The sequence below is a fragment of the Phocaeicola paurosaccharolyticus JCM 15092 genome (genome assembly GCF_000613805.1).
GTDB classification, from domain to species: domain Bacteria; phylum Bacteroidota; class Bacteroidia; order Bacteroidales; family Bacteroidaceae; genus Phocaeicola; species Phocaeicola paurosaccharolyticus.
The window spans coordinates 1-2955 of record NZ_BAJR01000066.1; the positions used below are offsets into that span (position 1 = coordinate 1).

Sequence of the window (2955 nt, forward strand, 5' to 3'; positions counted from 1 at the left end):
TCCATAAAATAATGTAAAGGACAAATCTATTGTTCTTCCGCTGAAATGATAGATGCGGAATCTATAACTAAAAAAAGAAAAGCTTAAATAATAAAATCATGAAGAAAAATATTATAAAAGTGGCATTCGTTGCTGCATTTGCTATTGTTGCAGGGTATAATGTATATAACTCACAGAAAACAGAAATGATGTCTGATTTGGCATTTGAGAATGTAGAAGCTTTAGCAAGACGTGAAATGGATGCCGGTACATGCTGGGGAGCTGGACCTAATATGAGCAATGTAACATGTTATGGTGGATATAAAATTTGTTGTTGGGCACACACGGATGTATTTGGGAAAAACTAATAATTAAAAAGGGTCGCAAAATAACATGATTACTTTGTGACCCTTAAATATAAATATATATGAAATATTTATTAATAATCATTCTTTTTACATTATTGGGCTGCAATAGTAAATCTTCTAAAATAGAATTTGAAAAGAATACTCATTCCAATGTAAATAAAATTTTAGAAACATTTGTTAGTGTCCCATTGGAAATGAGAAAAATAGGTAACATCGTTTTTGTTACTGATTTTCGGAGTGATAGTTTGCTTTTTTGCTACGATATAAAAAAGCGAACTATTATAAAACGTTTATTACCTAGAGGAAAAGGTCCCAATGAATTTTTAAGTCCTGTCCAATTAATATTCTTAGACTCTCTTGCTTTAATTCATAACAGATGGCATTTTTCTGCAAGATATTTTAAAATTGATTTATTGAAGCTGAATTTTACTCCATTTGGCGAAATTGTTCGTTTCTCTACTGATATAGATATGGTATATCCATTATCGGATAAAAGATTTATTGCATCAGGACGTTTTAAAGATGGTCGCTTTGCTATATTGAATGAATGTGGAAAAATTTTATCTTATTGTGGGGATTACCCACAATATAACCATGATGAAATTAACGTTCCCAATTTCCCTAAATTCATGTTTCATCAATCAATGTTTGGCTATAAAGCAAAACAAAAGTGCTTGACAAGTGTGACAAGTCATGTGTTAGAGTTGTGGAGTTACTCGGACGATACATTAACATTGAAAAAACGAATTCTTTTATCTCCATATAAATACAAATATAGCATGGGAGATGGATTGGCTAATGCGAACGAAGATGATAATGATGAAAAAGGAGTTCAAAGAATTTATACAACAGACAATTACATATATATGTTATATGATTCAAATACAGAAAAAATGGCTCAAAAGAGTGAAGATAAAAATAATAATGAAATATGGATTTTTGATTGGAATGGGAGTCCTATACAGAAGATACATATAAATTCAAAAATAAAATGTTTTTGTGTAGATGAAAGTGAAAATAAAATATATTGTATAATAAATAATCCAGAACCTTCAATAGGATCATTTAATATTTAACATTATGAAAACAAAACAAACATTCATTGTGCTAATTTCTTTGATAATAGGAAGTAGTTGTACTACACGTAAAGATTTAAATCAGGATTTAGTATTTTCACGTGAAGATTTCATGGAAACTAAAGAATTGAATAATCCTAAAAAGATTATTATTGATAGCTTACTGAATCCTGCAAATTTTAGGGTTGTCCGTGATAGTATATTGGTAGTTGTTAATCAACAGAATTGTAACTATTTATTCGAATTGTATTCTTTAAATACATTAAATCCTATTCTGCAATTAGCCCCTAAAGGAAATGGTCCGGAAGATATGTTGAGCTGCGCAACTTGTATAAATTCCGGTAATATTGTTGATTTTTATCTTCAAGATTATAATAAAAATGAATTCTGCAAGGTAAATTTGGATACAATGTTGATAAAAAAGAAGTTGCAACCATCGGAAAAGTTTAAATATTCATCTGAAATTTTAGAAACTACAGATGTGTGTATATCGGATGATAAACGCTACATAGCATATAACATGTGGTATTTAGACAGTGAAAAATATTGTAATGACATTAAATCTCCTATCAGCTTTTATACCAAAAATGAAGATAGTGGAAAGGCAATGGGTGATTTTACTCATTTTGTAGCTTCTATCAATGGAGGACGCTTGTTCAAAGACATTAAATCAAATCATGTATGGATGGCAGATATGCATCGTGATGTGATTTATATTTATAATGATTCCTTACGACAAATACGCAGATTGATAGGACCAGATATTTTTAAACCAGAATATACTCAAAAACAGATTGATGCTCCAGTATCTTTCATAACATATACGAAGAATGAGGAGTATCGTGCTTATACTGATTATTTCATTACAGATAAACATATATATTTGGTTTACGAGGGAAATAAGCATTTTGATCCTGAGAATCTATCGCCTGTAGAAATATTTAAGTTGGATTTTAATGGGACTCTCCTTTGCAATTATAAGCTTGATCGCTACGTGTATTCTATTTCAGTAGATAGTTCGGAAAAGTATATATATTGTGCCTCTCGCAAATCTGTTAAAGATGTACCTGTCCTGCTAAAATATAAAATATAATGAATATGAAAGATTCACAGTTGCATAGTATAGAATAATTTACTATTTACACATTTTTAGTTTACGATAAAATGAAATCTACATGTCTGTTATTATTGGTATTAGTCTTTACTTCCTGTAGGGATTCACGAAAGGATAATATAACCAATTTAGTCAATGAATGGGACGGAAAAGAAATAGTATTTCCTTCAAGCTCTGTATTTCGGTTCAAGCGAAAGACACTGTAGACTTTCCTATAAATAATGCAGACTATAAGATAGTCGCCTATGTGGATTCTGTAGGATGTATGAGTTGTAAGCTCCAATTGCCAAGATGGAAAGACTTTATTAGTGAGATAGATTCTTTGACAGGACATTTTATACCTTTTGTATTTTATTTTCATCCAAAGGATATAAAAGAGTTACGCTATATAACCCGTCGTGATAATTTTGAATATCCA

General features: G+C 30.2%; 3 protein-coding genes and 1 pseudogene. All 4 read left to right on the forward strand.

Annotation, left to right across the window (positions count from 1 at the left end; all coding sequences use genetic code 11):
• Nucleotides 1–98: 98 nt before the first annotated feature.
• A complete protein-coding gene (locus tag JCM15092_RS14115; protein WP_024995202.1) occupies nucleotides 99–347 on the forward strand; it encodes an NVEALA domain-containing protein in 249 nt (82 codons plus the stop codon).
• A gap of 59 nt (nucleotides 348–406) precedes the next feature.
• Entirely contained in the window at nucleotides 407–1423 is a 1017-nt protein-coding gene (locus JCM15092_RS14120) for a BF3164 family lipoprotein (RefSeq protein WP_024995203.1), read from the forward strand.
• A gap of 4 nt (nucleotides 1424–1427) precedes the next feature.
• The gene (locus tag JCM15092_RS14125; RefSeq protein ID WP_024995204.1) at nucleotides 1428–2516 is read left to right on the forward strand and encodes a BF3164 family lipoprotein; all 1089 of its coding nucleotides are present in this window, start codon (nucleotides 1428–1430) and stop codon (nucleotides 2514–2516) included.
• Between the two features lie 71 nt (nucleotides 2517–2587).
• Nucleotides 2588–2955 (forward strand): annotated as a pseudogene (locus JCM15092_RS17285) (DUF1573 domain-containing protein); the annotation flags it as partial.